A 15459-nucleotide genomic window follows, 5' to 3' on the forward strand; every position below is an offset into this window, starting at 1 on the left:
CCGCGAGCCCCTCTTTAAGCGGGTTACCCCCTTTCTTTACCCACCATGCGATGGGTAAATGTTATCCGGTATTAGCACCCCTTTCGAGGTGTTATCCCGGTCTTAAAGGCAGGTTGCTCACGTGTTACTCACCCGTCCGCCGCTAAGGTAGCAGAGCAAGCTCCACTACCTCCGCTCGACTTGCATGTGTTAGGCACGCCGCCAGCGTTCGTCCTGAGCCAGGATCAAACTCTCTTGTAAACTCTTTTCTATCACTTAACACATTTGTATCCCGCTCACTGTTTAATTGGCAAGGTCCGTTAGCCTCTCGGCTGACAGCTTCTTATTCTATCACCTGCGCCGCTTCCTGTCAAGTGCTTTTTTTTGCTCCCTCGCGACGCTTCTATAGCTTACCACCCTTTTGACCTTTTGTCAAGGGGCTTCTTCTTTCGCCCCGTGTGGCTTTATTAATATACCACAGCTTTACACGTTATGTCAAGGGGTTTTTGCATAGGGGTGTTGTATCAAGTATTTGTAGGCCAATTCTATTGTTATCACCAAGTACCTCACTGCTTTGCACAAGCTTTATCAAAAATATTAATATCATTCCATATATTGTGCTATGGTCCAATTAAAGCGCACCCAAAAAGAGAAAGGTAGAAATAAATATTATTTCAATTCCACAATGGTCCGATTAAAATATGGAGAACCTTTGACGGATGAAGATAAAGATGATACTTTCAATTCCATAATGGTCCGATTAAAACGATGGATTATATACGTTTTAGAAAATTGTTTGTTAGCATTTCAATTCCATAATGGTCCGATTAAAACTTTTCAGAGTGCCTTTATATTCTCCTGTTTGAAGAGATTTCAATTCCATAATGGTCCGATTTAAACCGGGGTCATGTAGAATTGTATTTAATAGATCAAAAAATTTCAATTCCATAATGGTCCGATTTAAACCTGGTACGACGCACCGAGTAAGACGCTTGAAGATTATTTCAATTCCATAATGGTCCGATTAAAACAGGCATAGCCGATATGCCTCAGATAAAAAAGTAAGGAATTTCAATTCCATAATGGTCCGATTAAAACCAAAGAGATGCGATCTGGGATTGGTATAGATTCGTATATTTCAATTCCATAATGGTCCGATTAAAACCAAAAACAAAAAAAGAATACGAAAAGCTGTGTGAAGATTTCAATTCCATAATGGTCCGATTAAAACGTCTTGTTTATCAGCAGGTTTTATGTCAAGCCTATATTTCAATTCCATAATGGTCCGATTAAAACCATCCCAGAGGACTTGATACCAAAGGATCCAAAAACATTTCAATTCCATAATGGTCCGATTAAAACCTTTCACTTGCTTTGTTTCAGCAGTTTCTCCAATCTATTTCAATTCCATAATGGTCCGATTAAAACATGCGAGGTATACGAAATCGAATGGGAGTATGACCCATTTCAATTCCATAATGGTCCGATTAAAACTGCACGGTGATGTGTGCAGGGAAAGATGACAGCATTATTTCAATTCCATAATGGTCCGATTAAAACGCACCAGATAGATGGTACCGTATATCCAGCTATCAGATTTCAATTCCATAATGGTCCGATTAAAACTGCAAATACAATTGTGTATAACAAAATATACTGGCCAATTTCAATTCCATAATGGTCCGATTAAAACATTGCTTTTGCAAGTATATCCCATGCCTGTACGCCTATTTCAATTCCATAATGGTCCGATTAAAACGGCATTAACAATGCTGCAATACTGACTCCGTCTAATTTCAATTCCATAATGGTCCGATTAAAACTGTAGTCTGTGCGACTTCTCTTTTGCAATGCCTCTATTTCAATTCCATAATGGTCCGATTAAAACCCAAGTCTTCCACTCAAGTATGCGGCCATCTTTGCCGATTTCAATTCCATAATGGTCCGATTAAAACTACTCCAGTTTGTTCTGATAAAATTTATAAAACCCTATTTCAATTCCATAATGGTCCGATTAAAACCCAGAAAAAACACGCATAAAATCAGCACTTCTAATACCCTGTCCTGGTATAAATTTTTTGTCAACTTCAGATAATGCAAAAAGCTCCAGGCGTTGACAAACTCAATATTTATTAAATTATATTTTACCACATTCGTACAATCAAGTAAACACCATGAATTGCATCGTTGTGATTATTATGTGATAATGTCATCTTGTTAACTATTATGATAAAATATCACTATGAAGAACAAGGGGCGTTATCTTATGTCACAAGAACAACTAAAAAGATACACTGTCATTTCAAAAACTCTTGAAGGCAGTATGACCGTTAAACAAGCAGCAGAGGTTTTAGGCCTGAGTGTCCGCCAGGTAATACGCCTGAAAAAAGGAGTGAGGGAAAGCGGAGCTGCGGCACTTATTCGCAAAAATCAAAACCGTAAACCTGCGCATGCTATCTCTGATGATATAAAACAAATGATCATTGATATTAAGACATTGTCTAACTTCTGTACTACATGACGAATACAATTGAATAAATTCCAAGAAGCTGAGGATATCAAAAATCGTAATAGAGAGTATATAAAGCCGATGACATAGAAAGCTTTGAGTATATATGATGTTAAAAAGCAATTATAAAAAACGAGTAAAATAAGAGGGAAGAGTCAATAACAAGTAGATAAAATCTGTGACTATAATTACCAATAACAGTATGAGAGGGAATGATATTATATGAATCAAAGGGAATTACAAAAACTAATTATTATCAGCAAAACTATTGATGGAATACTAACTGTCAAGGAAGCTGCGCAAGCTTTAGGCCTAAGTCAGCGTCAAATCTTTAGACTTAAAAAGGGAGTTAAGGAGCAAGGTGAATCTTTTGTCTAATTTCTCTCATTTCAGGGACCTCCTCGAGGAAAAGGAGGGTATTAAACTTAGCTACTCTTCTATCTATAGAATGTTGGTCTCTGCTGGTATGCAAAGCCCTAGAAAGCATCGTAAAACTCCTAGATAGAAAACAAGAATCTTTATGGCGCAATAGATGATGCTACAGACCTAAACATTGCCATTTATTTCACTTATAATATTATTTTGTTTTTAATAGTCCGAAAATACATTGGAGATATTGCAATTAAAATTAAAGGTATTTCTCCTATAATCTAGCTATTATTTTTAAAGCTTCCATATTTCTATAAAAATTCAGCAATATATATGAGCGAGAGTCATTTCAATTGGTATTGTTAATAAAAAGTTTATGTTTTATAGGTTTTATATTGTTTTTTGTTGATTATATCTTAGTTATAACGTATAATTGAATGAAAGTGTATAAGAATATTACATCAAGCAAACACTCTCTTAAACTATTTGCAAGCAAGTAATAAGGGGGATTTTGTATGCGTATCTAGAAAAACTAATACAAAACAATGACAAACACCACTTAAAGTCACGCTACCAATGTTTTCTTAGGTACATCATAACCCACGTTTGTTTTGAACAATAAGAGGAAAAGACAAGCTAATCGAGTAACCTGCGACTCTGAAGCAGTTTATCATAATCAAATTAAAAAACGCTAAACATTAAATTCCCATTTGCTCCAATTAATATTATTATCTCATGAATAAGTAGCGATACAACAACAGGTGGCTTTTCAAGAATCAAACGTGATGTCTTTAACGTAAATGCATAAGCTTTTTGCTTCATTATTGTAGAATATCAAATATCGAAAGGAAGTGTAATTTTTCGCTATGAAGATATGCATAATCGGCACAAGTGGTCATTATGTATACGCTTTAAGGGGAATCAAAGCTGATAAAAGCTCAGAGGTTGTGGGAATATCACCTGGTTGCGAAGGTGAGAATATCGAAAAACTCATCTCACAGGTTTGTGAGCTCGGGTTTAAACCAAAGGTATACGATAACTTTAGGGAAATGCTCGCTGAATTAAAGCCTGACATTGCCGTCATTAATACTTTCTTTTACAAAAATTCACAAATTGCCATTGACGCGATGTACAGAGGGATAAATGTATACATTGAAAAACCCGTTGCCACGACTCTGCAAGATCTTAATAAGCTGATAGATGCATATCAAAAAACGAAGGTGAAGCTTTCAACGATGTTCGGAATAAGATACACTTCTCATTTTTGGACTGCCTATAACCTTGTCAAAGGCAACCAAATCGGCGAAGTAAGGCTTATCCACGCCCAAAAATCCTATAAGCTCGGCATAAGGCAGGATTTTTATAAAAGAAGGGAAACTTATGGAGGGACAATCCCATGGGTTGGCAGTCATGCTGTTGATTGGATTTATTGGTTTAGCGGTAAAAAATTTAAAAGCGTCTTTGCGACTCATTCTAAAATGTATAACAATCGACATGGCGACCTGGAGGTCTCAGCAACTTGCAGCTTCACCTTAGAAGATGAGGCCTTTGCCACAGTAAATATAGACTACTTGCGCCCTCAAAATGCGCCAACCCATGACGATGACAGAATTAGAATAGTCGGAACAAAAGGGATAGTCGAAGTCGTACACGGAAAGGTATTTATGCTAAATGAATCCGTAAATGGTTTGATTGAAGTCCCCCTTCAAGAAGGCCCTGTTACCTTTTATGATTTTATAAAAGAAGTAAGAGGAGAAGGGAACTGTTTGGTAAGCGCTGACGACGCATTTTATGTAACAAAGGCCTGTCTTTTGGCAAGGCAAGCGGCTGATGAAAACCGAATAATAGAATTTGAATAAAAATATTTGAGGAGGGGCTTTTAACCCCTCCAATTTTGGTTAATTAGATGTTATTTTTGTGGTTATTTTAAAAGTCTTTATCTCATACGGCCTAATCTCAAAAGTAAAGGTATTGCCTTGGAAATCTTGATCTTTTATCTCGTTTTCCATGAGATCGCATTCAACAACCCTTTCAAAAGGTTTAAAGAATGTAAACTTAACTTTTGTCCTGGCATTGTAGCACTCATACATCCTGACTATTACATCATCACTATCTTCTGCCTTCTTTACCACCTCTACCACCACATTGTTTTTGTCCACACCGAGCAACGAAAGCTCTGAAGGCAGTTTGCCTTGGTGGGGCATTTCTACCTTAGCGTACATGGGGCAATTGAGGTTGTAAGCCATGGACACCACATCAGCGGCCTTCCAATCCCCACTGTGAGGGTACAGCGAGTAGGTAAACTCGTGCAACTCCCTGTCCGCATCTTCATTGGGTTGGATTGCAGACTTGAGAAGCGTAATCCTCATCACCGAATCCTTAATGTCATGGCCGTACTTGCAGTCGTTTAACAAACTGACTCCATAGCCGCCCTCTGACAGGTCCACCCACCTATGAGCAGGAACTTCAAAGCGGGCATAATCCCAGCTCGTGTTCCAGTGAGTAGGCCTCTCTACGTTGCCGTACTGGATCTCATAGGTGGCCTTGTCAGCGTGTATATCTACAGGAAATGCCGCTTTGAGCAGGATCTGTTTTTCCTTCCAATCTATTTTGTTGGCAAAGTCTATCCTCGGTATGTCTTTATAAATGTAAATGATCTGCTCTATAACAGAATCCATGAATTTTCTCTTTATTTTAAGGGCGGCTCTAACCGGACCTTGTTCCACCACATCGATGCTCTCTACGCCATCAATCTCCCACATTTTTTCCTGATAGTATATATTTATATCCCACGCATCATAGTTATGGGGCTTATCTTCAAACGCCTGTAGCACATTCGCTCGATGATTGGCTTTTAGCACTTCCCTATCATTTATTTTATCGTATATAGATACGATATTGCCGCTATCATCCAGCCGAATATCAAAGAACCTGTTCTCTAGCTCAGCCTTACTTGCCTTAAGCTCGCCATTGCGTTCATTGGGAGCCTCAGCTTTTTTTAATGTGTAAACCTTATAACCTTTTGAAGGAACTCTCTCTGCAAAGAATATTACCTTATTGCCCTCTACTACCTGCGACGGCAAAAGCCTATCCCCGTCGTAAATTAAGGCACTATCCCAACCCTCAGGCAGCTCAAATTTAACTATGTCAGATCTTTCATAGCTTAGCTGATTAAACACCACCACAGAAATATCTTTAATGCCTATATTAGATGATATACTGCATATGGCTGTGTTCACTATATCCCTACCTATGGCATTGACCCTCTCATACTGCACCTTGGAGTCCTCATAAACCTCTTTTATTGAAGATCCTGGAAGTATATCGTGAAACTGGTTTAACAGCGTGACTTCCCAGCACTTGTTGATCTCTTCCTGAGGGTATTTTCCTCCAAGCAAAACGCTGTTCATGGCCGAAAACAGTTCAGCCTCAATATTTAAAAACTCTGTCTTCCTGTTGTATTTTTTATTCCGCGCCATGGAGGTATAAGTTCCCCTGTGGTACTCCAGGTACAACTCCCCTACCCACTTAGGAAGCTTTTTATTCCCCTTGACCTTTTTATCTAAATTCCTAAAAAAATCAAGAGCTTTGCCCATCTTGACTTTAGGACATCCCGGTATACCCTTTTCCAGTCTCCTGGCATTCTCCAGCATCTCCTTTGTAGGGCCACCGCCTCCATCTCCGTACCCAAAACAGTTCAAAACCTGATTGCTCAAATCCTTTTGCTGATATCTCTGCCAGCAACCCATTACCTGCGACGGGTTTATAAATCCGTTGTAGGTAGTAAACCAGCCTTCAGGTTTACCTTTGGAATAATCTCTGGTGGATACAAAATGGGTCAATACCTCTGTTCCGTCTATTCCCCTCCACATAAACGTGTCGTAGGGCATCTGGTTGTACTCATTCCAGCTTATCTTAGTGGTCATAAAATAGTCTATGCCGCTCTTTTTAAGTATCTGCGGAAGGGCCGCACTGTACCCAAACACATCCGGCAACCACAATATTTTGCTTTCAACGCCTAACTCTTTTTTAAAGAAACGGGTTCCAAATAAAATCTGCCTTACAAGGGATTCCCCTGATGTAAGGTTACAATCGGCCTCAAGCCACATCGCCCCTTCAGCTTCCCATCTGCCTTGTTTGACCATTTCCTTTATTTCTCTATACAGTTCTGGATGGTCTTCTTTGACAAATTTATATAACTGCGGTTGACTGGACATAAAAATGTACTCTGGGTACTGCTTCATAAGGTTTATTACCGTGGCAAAACTCCTTGCCGCTTTTTCCCTTGTCTGGGCTAATGTCCAAAGCCATGCTACGTCTATATGGGTATGACCCACGCATATCTCTACAACATCCTCGTTTCCGCAGTATTTACCGTAAAATTCCGTATCGAGATAATCGTTTGCCTCTTTTACAGAAGCAAAAAAGCTCTCACTAAAGGGCTTTCGCAGGTCTATTTTATTCACAGCCTCTGTCAAGTACTGGAGAATGCGAATCCTCCTGAGATCGTCTTCATCCAGCAATTTGGCTACATCCAGAGGAACTTTCATATTATAATACAATCTTTCTACTTCTCTCTCCAGCACGGCTATACTGCAATTCAGCTCAACCAAGCCCTCACCCATACCGGCATATGCATACAAATCTATGTTGTATACTTCTCCAACACTGGCATTTTCGCATAGCAACACTTCCCTGTGATTGACGTCCAATCCCTGGATCAACTTTTTGTTTATGTAAAGTAAAAACTGAGGATTTAAAGCATCCCAGCCACCTTCTCTGCCAGTAGACAGATTGTAAACTACTGTCTTGCCTCCAAATTTCTCCGGTATCTTTACGGCAGTTTTAAACCAAAAGTGCTTATCCCTTCCTCCCCACCTATCGCCTTTCAAAAAAGTATCCCAATCTGAACCATCGCTGTCCAGTAAATGATAATCCCCATAACCACAAGGCTTCACTTTGTAGGACTCTATGGGAATCTTTTCTGAGTAAATATACTCTTTTAATTCCCGTAAAATTCGCTCTATCCTTTCAACCTCAAAATACAATGCTTTCACCCCTCATCGATAAATATTATCATGTCACCAACTTCAATTATACAGCAATGGCATTACATAAAAATTCAAATATCGGACTTATTTTTAAGATTTTTAGACATTTTTAATGTTGTTTCTATACACCCCAGGTGGGTACCCTTCTTTCCTTTTAAAAAATTGATTAAAATAATACTCACTGGAAAAACCTAATACACTGGCAATTTCCTTAATGCTCAGCCTTGTATCCTTTAATAGACTTTTGGCTCTATCGAGTTTTATGCGGTCAATCAGGTCTTTAGTAGAGCCTCCTGTTTTCCTCCTCACTATCCTGCACACCTGTTTATGGCTCAGATGCATGTAATTCGCTACATCCACTGTGGTAATATTATTGGCTATATTATCCTCAATAAATTTCCTTATTATAGTAAACCTGTAGTCGTCTTCTTTCGCTTTAAGCGGTACATCGTACGTCGACTCATTGCCTTTACTTACAGCTCTTGCGGCCATGGCTATTATTATAGCAGCCAAGCATTTTATATTGTTGTAAAAACCTATTTTTTGATGGTATGCCTCTTCCAGCGCTCGATAAAAATACTCTATAGCATTGTATATATCCTTCACAGGCATACATCTGGCAGATGACAATGCATCAAGAATACCGCAGGCTTCCGAAAACCCTTCATTTAATTTTTTAAAATCGCAATTTATGCTGTATTCCACGTAATGACCATCGCCAACAGATCTCTGCTGGTGATACACGCCAGGCGCTGTTACATAAAACTCCCCAGCTTTAGCCACAAATCCTCCACTGTCTAATACCACTTCGCAGGCGCCTGATGAGACAAAGTGAAATTCAAAGCTGGAGTGGGTATGCCTACTGATATTCCACATTCCGTCTAAAATCATCACCCTAAACCATAAAATATCGACGACAATATTATCCATAGCGATCTGGATATCTAGCTCTGACAGCTTTTTTGATGCTTTGACAATATCCATAAGCATCCCCCTTAATTTAACATTATAACAAAAAACCGATTTAAGCAATTTATCTTTCAGCTTTGTCTAGAGAGCAGAACGATTTTATCAAAAGGAAAATGAAGATAAAAAGAACTGCTTTTTAAATTTCTTAGCTCCTGGCTTTTTTCCTTAGGCAATTCTACCTGAAATACCCACTCGCCGCACTTTACTAAAAAAGTCTCAGAGAAAATCCCTTTAATTACGTCCACAATGGCACACTCACAGGAGTTTTCCACGGGAGATGTAAAGATCTGCAGATGGTCATTTCTTATGCATACCATTACATCGCGGCTAATACATTCCTCTCTTTTGATTGCTCTTAACTGAAAAAAGTCCGTACTTATAACATAATAATACCTGGTTTCTTTTAATATTCGCGCTTTAAAAAAATTTTTATAGCCTGTTATCCTCGCTGCATTAATGCTAGTTGGGTATTCAAAAACTTCTCCTTTTTCTCCCGATTGAATCGTAGTACCTTCTGAAAAAACTACCACTTTATCACATAATCTATAAGCTTCATCTATATTGTGAGTCACCATAAGAACGGTGCCATTAAAGTTCTGCCTGATAGCCTGAAAAAATTCCTGCTGTACCAGGTTTCTAATGTGATTGTCCAAAGCTGAAAAAGGTTCATCTAAAAGAAGCACCCGGGGTTGTGTTATTAAAGTCCTTGCCAAGGCAACCCTCTGCTGTTGGCCACCAGAAAGCTGAAATGGATAATGTTTTTCATACCCACACAATTTCATCTTTTCTATCATACTATTAACCTTTTCCTTCCTTATTTTCTTTGGCAATTTATAGAGACCAAACTCAATATTTTGCTCTACGGTCAAATGAGGAAAAAGGGCATAATTTTGAAACATATATCCGATATTTCTCTCCCTGGGAGGTACATTTACTTTTTTGCAAGAGTCAAAAACAGGTTTGCCGTCTACAACAATCTCGCCTTCATCAGGTTTTATCAATCCTGCTATACACCGAAGCGTCAAACTTTTTCCGCTCCCTGATGGTCCTAAAACGCCTACAATACCTTTATTCGCCTTTAAAACGACTGACAAACTAAAAGATCCCATGATCTTCTTTAAAAATACTTCCAACATCTACTGTCTCCCCTTTATCGTTCTATTCTTTAAACCATTGAGCAAAAAAAGGAGAAACACTGCAGTCACTGTCATGATAATAACCAGTTTATTAGCAAGGTTTATATCTCCACCCTGTATAGCATCATAAACAGCAAGTGGCATCGTCCGCGTGTATCCAGGGATATCTCCTGATACCATAAGAGTAGTACCAAAATCCCCCAAAGCCCTTGCAAAAGCCATAATGATCGCTGTAGCAACCCCCCTCCACGCTATAGGAATAGCCACAGAGAAAAATATATTTATTTCACTTCTTCCTAACAACCTGGCCGCATCCAGTACGTCAGGATTTATTTCCGCAAAGGCCGATCTGGCATATCTGATTAGGAAAGGCACTGATACTATCATAGAGGCGATTACCGCACCAGCAGGTGTAAAAACCAGTATTATCCCAAAATTATTTTCAAGAAATTTACCTATAAGACTCTGCCGACCTATAAAGATCAACAAATAATACCCAAGGACAGTTGGTGGAAAAATCACCGGAAGAGTTGCAAGGGTATCAAAAGCATCGGCCAGCTGACTTTTTGACCTGCTCAAGCAATACGCTAGAGGAAGTCCCAGTATAATAGAAAAAAACGTGGCAATAGAAGCCACCTTTAATGATAAAAATAACGGGAATAGATCGATTCCTTGCATACTCTATTCCTCCCCAAACGCAAAGCCGTATTTCTTCAAAATACTTTTTCCTTCTCCACTCACTACATAACCCACAAACCTTTTCGCCAAGTCCTCCTCTTTTGCCCTTTTTATCACACCTATATATTGCTTCAAAGGTGTATAAAGGCTTTCATCTATAGGGTATAACTTAACTCTTTTACTGGCAATAGATACCGCAACTATACCTGCATCTGCATTCCCCGTTTCTACAAGGCTCAACGTATCTTCAACATTCTTTCCGTACACCAATTTGTCTTTTACTTTGTCCCATACCCCCGCTTTTTCTAGTGCTTGCTGTGCCGCAGCCCCATAAGGTGCATGTTCCGGATTTGCAATAGCAATCTTTTTTACTTCTTGATTTGTTAAATCATCCAGTTTTTCTACGCGTAAAGAGCCCTCAATCTTTGTCGCCAGGGCAATCCTACCCTGAGCATAGAGCTTCTTAGTACCATGAACCATTTTTCCTTTATCATCTAACTGGTCGATATATTTCAAATCAGCAGACGCAAACACGTCAAAAGGTGCACCGCTTTCAATTTGCTGCGCAAGCGTTCCAGAAGAACCTATAATCAATTGCACTTTACACCCATTTTTTTCTTCAAACCTTTCACCAATTTCTTTAAAAGCCATGCTTAAATCCGCTGCAGCAGCAACCCTTAATACCTTATTCTCTGTAGAGGGCTGCTCTTTACTATTATCGCTTGATTCAATTGATTTGACGCTGCAACCTCCAAATACGATCAAGAAGGCCATTAAACAAATAAGGCCAATGCGTTTTATATCCATTTAAACAGCTCCTTTTGATATCATCACCTTTTAGCCACAAAATCGTTAAAAAACGCTTCAATTGCGTCTTTAATGTACCCAGGCATAACCAATGGTAAAATACCTCTTTTCCTTAACCTATCCATCGAAGAAAAACCTATTCGGCTGACCATTACAGCATTGCAATCGCTTATAGCGCTTATTACCGTTTCCATCCGATCTTTACCATCGTCACCAAAACCACAGGCAGGTATGCAATCCCTTATCCCTACTACCTCATAATTACCGTCCTGGTAAATATCTATAATAAGAAAGTGTCTGGCATGACCAAAATGTTCATTTACCATTTTGCCATCACTGGTAGCCACAGCTATCCTATGCACCATAGATTTCCCCCTTTTATTCAAGAAGACCTGACGCGTCAGCCCTGCATTGACGGCAATGGTACATTTGCTGAATGATAGACGAGCTCTCTTTCCTCATTTTGTCCAGTTGTTGACAATCCGGAGGCAAAATATTAGAAAAATCCCCCTGGGGAATAAGAGGCATTATATTCATTAATACCACCCCTAATTTTTTAACTGTTTTTGCTATATCGTGAACGTGATCTGTATTTACGCCGGGTATAGCAACGGTATTTATTTTAACTAAAAGTCCGTTATCTACCGCCGCTTTTATTCCCTCTAACTGCTTTTCTATCAGCAATTGAGCAGCTTGGTAACCGCGATACGTCTTGCCCTCGTACGCAACGTATTCGTATATCTTTTCTCCTATATAAGGATCTACAGCATTAATGGTTACTGTCAGGGTGCTAACGCCACAATCCACTAAATTATAAATAGTATCGTATAGCAGCAAACCGTTGGTACTTAAACATAATATCATATCAGGAAACTCTTTTTTTATCAAGCGCAACATTTCAAAGGTTTCATAGTTATACAGCGGGTCCCCCGGACCTGCAATTCCCGTCACCGATATCCTCGGTTCTCTTTTTAATACATCAGACAAATAAGCCAATGCCTCATCGGGCGACATAACCTTCGCCGCGAGACCAGGGCGATTTTCGTTAGCACAATGAGTTTTCCTATCGCAATACTTACATTTTATATTACAGCGTGGAGCCACAGGAAGATGAACCCTACCATGGGTTTTTACTGTTCCCGGGTTAAAACACGGATGTCCAAAATCTCTATTCATACTACCACCCACCTTTCAAGCAGTGTAAAATTGTTTGTAAAGAGATTCTCTGTAATTCCTGTGTTTGCGCTCCAGAAGAGTATTGGTTATCCTATCCAGAAACATCATCGTACCCCTATACCCTACCGACAGTATTCTTTGACCGCCTACCCTATCGTGAATGGGATAACCGTATCTTACCAGAGGTATTCCCTCGCGCTCGGTCAGATACCTGCCGTCGGAATGCCCTATTGCTATATTAACTCCCATTTCCCTGCATTTTTGCCTTATGGTAGTAAAATCTGTTTCACTTAAAATAGTTACATCATAAGGCGATTCATAAAGAATATTTTTTAAGAGATTAAGCAATACGTTATTTTTACTACCCGTAGCAACCACTGCTGGATATACACCATTTTCCATGCACAACTTTGAAACGGCGTACACGTTTTCAGGCTCTCCTATAATAGCGCAGCGCCCCTCGGAATTATACTTATGGGAATCTATCATGCAATCTATGAGTCTTCCTCTCTCTTTTTTTAAATCCTCTGGAATTTCATTCCCTGTAATCATTTTTAATGTATTTAAAAATAAATCTGTATTATCTATTCCTATAGGAATAGGAATATTATACAGAGGTATGCCAAAATCCTTCTGCAGATACTTGCCAGGAGATATTTTGTCATCTACGGTTACACCCATTTGTACGGTAGCTACACTTTCAGTCATAGAACATATATCCAGAATTTTAGTACCGCCATCAGGTATTTTTTTATAAGGTCTACTAAAAGGGCTATCAAGGGTATCAGAATAGTCGGGAAAAAGTATATAATCAGCACCCATAGTATCCAATAATCTCTTTATTTCCCTTATATCAGCAGGACTTATATGGGGTATAATTACGTTTATTCTAGGTTTTTCAGGCTTTTTCCTGTACTTTAAAGCACTACCCTGCTTTATCATTTCCTCGATAATTCGCCTTGCCGTCATAAAATAGCCTTCACTGTGGGTTCCACCATACCCTGGAGTAGGAACCGTAATTATAAATACATCATCCAATCCCCTCTCTTCACGGTACGAAGATACAATCCTATCTATGTCTTCACCTATAGTTTCAGTAAGGCAAGTAGTAAGTACGCCAATCACCGTAGGTACGTATACCTTCATCACGTTATCCAGCGCTTTTTTTAAATTCTTTTCACCGCCATATATGGTTTCTTTTTCGTTTAACGACGATGAGGCCACATCGACAGGTTCATTGAAATGCTCAGAAATATGCCGTCGCATGTAAGTGCAGCAGCCCTGGGAGCCGTGGATTATAACCATGGATTTCTCTACGCCTTTAAAAGGTATAATCCCTCCCATGGGCATACACATGTTACAGGGATTTTCGTTTAATTGCCTGGCATAAGTATATTCACTGATCACAATATTATCCTCCTCCCGCCTTACAATTTAGTGTGTTTCCACACCGGCGAACACACCGTGGAATAAACCTCTTTGGCAAAATTAACCGCACCTACATACCCACTCAAGGGGTGTTTTCTATCGTGGTTGTGATCTACAAAGGCGATACCTAATTTATAAGCCAGAGGCCTTTCTTTTACGCCGCCCACTAGCACATCAGCCCCTTTTTTCAGTATAAATTTCTCTAACTCATCAGGGGTGGCGTCGTCAACTATTATCGTGCCTTCATCTGCTATCTCACTTATGACCTCGTATTCCTCTTTTCGGCCGGTCTGGGTTCCAACCATCACCACATTCATGCCCAGTTCCCTGAATTGTTTGATCAAAGAAATAGCTTTAAACCCACCGCCCACATAAATAGCAGCTCTTTTTCCTTTAAGCCTTTCCCTGTAGAAGCCTATCGTGCCAGCTATCTTTGATGTTTCTTCTCTTATCAATGCCTCCGCTTTCTCTATTGCATCACCGCCCCATATCCTAGCAATAGCCCTTAATGATTCAGACGTGTCTTCTATTCCCAAAAAAGAAACTTTAATAAAAGGTATGCCGTACAATTCCTTCATGCGCTGGGCCAAATATACCATAGAGCCGGTGCACTGAACAATGTTTAGAGAAGCATAAGGGGATTTCAACAGGCTATCACATGTAGAATCACCGGTAAATACCGTATTTACATTAATTCCTATTCTTTTTAAGTAGCTCTTAATTATCCACGCCTCTGCAGCCAGGTTAAAATCTCCTAGATAATTTATACTCCTTTCCTTTTTGACCTGATTCTTATTTTCAGGCTCAATTAACCTAAGAAGGGCATCACAGGCAGCTCTGTATCCCATAGCCTTATTGCCTGAAAAACCACTAGACTGCACAGGTATGACTTTGATGCCGTATTTCTTTGAAGCCGCTTTACATACAGCCTCTACGTCATCTCCTATTACCCCCACGATACACGTGCAGTAGACAAATATGAGCTTTGGATTATACCTCTCAACCAATTCATCGATGGCGAGAGAAAGTTTTTTCTCGCCACCGAATATGACATCGTGCTCCTTTAAATCCGTAGAGAAACTAAAACGATACAGCTCACTACCGCTGCTTAAACTTCCCCTTATGTCCCAGGTATAGCTGGCACACCCTATGGGTCCGTGTATAAGGTGTATGGCATCGGTAATGGGATTTAAGACGACCCTGGCTCCTGTAAAAACACACGCTCTCTGGCTTACACTGCCGGCAACGCTGTAGGTGTCACACTTTATGGCGCTCTTACGCCTGCCCTTTTTAGTTATAAATTCTCTCCTTTCCACTATCGGTATTTCTTCAATATTCAATGCATCCATATACTTCA

At 39.6% G+C, this 15459-nt stretch carries 12 protein-coding genes, 1 CRISPR repeat array and 1 other annotated feature (1 of these 14 cut by a window edge); of the genes, 3 read left to right on the forward strand and 9 right to left on the reverse strand.

Annotated features, from left to right (window positions below; genetic code table 11):
- Positions 1–187 (reverse strand) — a sequence feature (most likely nonfunctional fraction of RNA operon) (it extends 320 nt beyond the left edge of the window).
- A gap of 463 nt (positions 188–650) precedes the next feature.
- Positions 651–2000: a CRISPR direct-repeat array (repeat unit 30 nt; unit sequence ATTTCAATTCCATAATGGTCCGATTAAAAC).
- 245 nt (positions 2001–2245) lie between these two features.
- The 3 genes from CALPO_RS0103235 (at position 2246) to CALPO_RS0103245 (ending at position 4716) form a co-directional block, all read left to right on the forward strand.
- Entirely contained in the window at positions 2246–2500 is a 255-nt protein-coding gene (locus CALPO_RS0103235) for a helix-turn-helix domain-containing protein (protein WP_026486040.1), read from the forward strand.
- Positions 2501–2710: 210 nt separating this feature from the next.
- Complete coding sequence (locus tag CALPO_RS14815; protein WP_218915141.1) at positions 2711–2866, forward strand: helix-turn-helix domain-containing protein; 156 nt, start codon at positions 2711–2713, stop codon at positions 2864–2866.
- An 857-nt stretch (positions 2867–3723) separates the two neighbouring features.
- Positions 3724–4716, forward strand: coding sequence for a Gfo/Idh/MocA family protein (locus CALPO_RS0103245; RefSeq protein ID WP_026486041.1), 993 nt, complete (start codon positions 3724–3726; stop codon positions 4714–4716).
- 39 nt (positions 4717–4755) lie between these two features.
- Here the strand turns inward: CALPO_RS0103245 and CALPO_RS0103250 are convergent, their stop codons facing one another.
- The 9 genes from CALPO_RS0103250 to nifE all read right to left on the reverse strand — a co-directional run bounded on the left by CALPO_RS0103250 (position 4756) and on the right by nifE (position 15451).
- Positions 4756–7905, reverse strand: coding sequence for an alpha-mannosidase (locus tag CALPO_RS0103250; RefSeq protein ID WP_026486042.1), 3150 nt, complete (start codon positions 7903–7905; stop codon positions 4756–4758).
- Between the two features lie 102 nt (positions 7906–8007).
- Positions 8008–8892, reverse strand: a complete 885-nt coding sequence (locus tag CALPO_RS0103255; protein WP_026486043.1) for a helix-turn-helix domain-containing protein — start codon at positions 8890–8892, stop codon at positions 8008–8010.
- 56 nt (positions 8893–8948) lie between these two features.
- Complete coding sequence (locus tag CALPO_RS0103260; RefSeq protein WP_026486044.1) at positions 8949–10013, reverse strand: sulfate/molybdate ABC transporter ATP-binding protein; 1065 nt, start codon at positions 10011–10013, stop codon at positions 8949–8951.
- Positions 10014–10691, reverse strand: a complete 678-nt coding sequence (gene modB, locus CALPO_RS0103265; protein ID WP_026486045.1) for a molybdate ABC transporter permease subunit — start codon at positions 10689–10691, stop codon at positions 10014–10016. It abuts the gene before it with no gap.
- 3 nt (positions 10692–10694) lie between these two features.
- Complete coding sequence (gene modA, locus CALPO_RS0103270; protein WP_035172068.1) at positions 10695–11498, reverse strand: molybdate ABC transporter substrate-binding protein; 804 nt, start codon at positions 11496–11498, stop codon at positions 10695–10697.
- Positions 11499–11521: 23 nt separating this feature from the next.
- Complete coding sequence (locus tag CALPO_RS0103275; protein ID WP_026486047.1) at positions 11522–11863, reverse strand: NifB/NifX family molybdenum-iron cluster-binding protein; 342 nt, start codon at positions 11861–11863, stop codon at positions 11522–11524.
- 13 nt (positions 11864–11876) lie between these two features.
- Positions 11877–12674, reverse strand: coding sequence for a radical SAM protein (locus tag CALPO_RS13160; RefSeq protein WP_035172071.1), 798 nt, complete (start codon positions 12672–12674; stop codon positions 11877–11879).
- Positions 12675–12689: 15 nt separating this feature from the next.
- Complete coding sequence (locus tag CALPO_RS0103285; RefSeq protein WP_245589878.1) at positions 12690–14081, reverse strand: nitrogenase component 1; 1392 nt, start codon at positions 14079–14081, stop codon at positions 12690–12692.
- A gap of 20 nt (positions 14082–14101) precedes the next feature.
- Positions 14102–15451, reverse strand: a complete 1350-nt coding sequence (gene nifE / locus CALPO_RS0103290) for a nitrogenase iron-molybdenum cofactor biosynthesis protein NifE (protein WP_026486049.1) — start codon at positions 15449–15451, stop codon at positions 14102–14104.
- Between the last annotated feature and the right edge of the window lie 8 nt (positions 15452–15459).

The sequence above is a fragment of the Caldanaerobius polysaccharolyticus DSM 13641 genome, assembly GCF_000427425.1.
GTDB lineage: Bacteria > Bacillota > Thermoanaerobacteria > Thermoanaerobacterales > Caldanaerobiaceae > Caldanaerobius > Caldanaerobius polysaccharolyticus.

Excerpts from the sequence above, each read along its gene's own strand:
- modA (WP_035172068.1), bottom strand. The coding sequence starts at position 11,498 with ATGGATATAAAACGCATTGGCCTTATTTGTTTAATGGCCTTCTTGATC.
- CALPO_RS0103255 (WP_026486043.1), bottom strand. The coding sequence starts at position 8,892 with ATGGATATTGTCAAAGCATCAAAAAAGCTGTCAGAGCTAGATATCCAG.
- CALPO_RS14815 (WP_218915141.1), top strand. The coding sequence starts at position 2,711 with ATGAATCAAAGGGAATTACAAAAACTAATTATTATCAGCAAAACTATT.
- CALPO_RS0103275 (WP_026486047.1), bottom strand. The coding sequence starts at position 11,863 with ATGGTGCATAGGATAGCTGTGGCTACCAGTGATGGCAAAATGGTAAAT.
- modB (WP_026486045.1), bottom strand. The coding sequence starts at position 10,691 with ATGCAAGGAATCGATCTATTCCCGTTATTTTTATCATTAAAGGTGGCT.
- CALPO_RS0103260 (WP_026486044.1), bottom strand. The coding sequence starts at position 10,013 with ATGTTGGAAGTATTTTTAAAGAAGATCATGGGATCTTTTAGTTTGTCA.
- nifE (WP_026486049.1), bottom strand. The coding sequence starts at position 15,451 with ATGGATGCATTGAATATTGAAGAAATACCGATAGTGGAAAGGAGAGAA.
- CALPO_RS13160 (WP_035172071.1), bottom strand. The coding sequence starts at position 12,674 with ATGAATAGAGATTTTGGACATCCGTGTTTTAACCCGGGAACAGTAAAA.
- CALPO_RS0103245 (WP_026486041.1), top strand. The coding sequence starts at position 3,724 with ATGAAGATATGCATAATCGGCACAAGTGGTCATTATGTATACGCTTTA.
- CALPO_RS0103235 (WP_026486040.1), top strand. The coding sequence starts at position 2,246 with ATGTCACAAGAACAACTAAAAAGATACACTGTCATTTCAAAAACTCTT.